Annotated in this window: 1 protein-coding gene; it reads left to right on the top strand. The window is 61.6% G+C overall.

Features of this window, described 5'->3' with window-relative positions; all coding sequences use genetic code 11:
• Positions 1-92 precede the first annotated feature (92 nt).
• A protein-coding gene (locus EWH12_RS21875) for an IS630 family transposase (protein WP_165363708.1) occupies positions 93-1,156 on the top strand; the annotation gives its coding sequence in 2 pieces (ribosomal slippage) (positions 93-584 and positions 587-1,156; 1,062 coding nt in all).
• The last annotated feature ends 17 nt before the right edge of the window (positions 1,157-1,173 follow it).

Genomic DNA, 1,173 nt, shown 5'->3' with positions numbered 1-1,173 from the left:
ATACCAGCCTGCGCTGAGCCTGACTCACGTGGGGGATTCCCAAACTGACGAAATTCTGAATCAATGGCGGCCTGCATTTGGAGGGCGTGACCATGGGATCAGCGATCGGCTTGCGGGATGATTTTGACGGGGCGGCGTTGCGGCGATTGTCGCGCACGACGAGGAGCGCGAACCAGGCGCGGCGGCTTTTGGCATTGGCCGAGATTTACGATGGTGGCAGCCGGACAGCGGCGGCGCGGATCGGCGGGGTGGGGCTGCAGATCGTGCGTGACTGGGTTGTGCGGTTCAATGCCCGTGGTCCTGATGGCCTTCTGGATGGCAAGGCGCCCGGCAAGCAATCGCGGCTCAATGATGCTCAGCGACAGGCGCTTGTCGAGACGGTCGAACGTGGTCCGATCCCGGCGATCCATGGTGTCGTTCGCTGGCGCCTGATCGACCTGGTCCAATGGCTTCACGACGAGTTCGCGGTGTCGCTCGATGAAACGACCGTGGGGCGCGAGCTGAAGAGGCTGGGCTACGTCAAGCTCACGGCGCGACCCCGCCACCATGCCCAGAACGAACTTGCCATGGACGCCTTCAAAAAGGGGGCTTTGCCGCCGAGCTGGCAAAGGTCAAAGCAACCCTCCCGAAGGGTACGCCCATAGAGATCTGGTTCCAGGACGAAGCCCGCATCGGTCAGAAGAACAAGATCACGCGGCGCTGGGCCAGACGCGGGACGCGGCCATCGGCACCAAAGGATCAGCGGACAAAATCGGCGTATATCTTTGGCGCTATCTGCCCGGAACAGGGCAAGGGCGCAGGGCTGGTGCTGCCCTTCTGCAATACCGAAACCATGACGCTGCACCTGACCGAGATATCGCTCGCCGTCGCCCCTGGCGCTCACGCGGTCGTGCTGATGGACCAGGCTGGGTGGCACATGACCGGAAAGCTCGTCGTGCCCGATAACATCAGCATCATCGCTCTGCCGGCAAAATGTCCTGAGTTGAACCCCGTCGAGAACATCTGGCAGTTCATGCGCGACAACTGGCTCTCCAACCGCGTCTTCGCCTCCTACGACAACATCATCGACCACTGCTGCGAGGCTTGGAACAAGCTCGTCGATCAGCCTTGGCACATCATGACCATCGGTCGCCGCAAATGGGCGCGTGGGTCATGATCAATGCAGGTTGGTAT

It is taken from the genome of Sphingobium cupriresistens (assembly GCF_004152865.1).
In the GTDB taxonomy this organism is placed as follows: Bacteria; Pseudomonadota; Alphaproteobacteria; order Sphingomonadales; family Sphingomonadaceae; genus Sphingobium; species Sphingobium cupriresistens.
The sequence above is the reverse complement of the archived record's forward strand: the minus strand, read 5'-3'. Positions and strand labels throughout refer to the sequence as shown.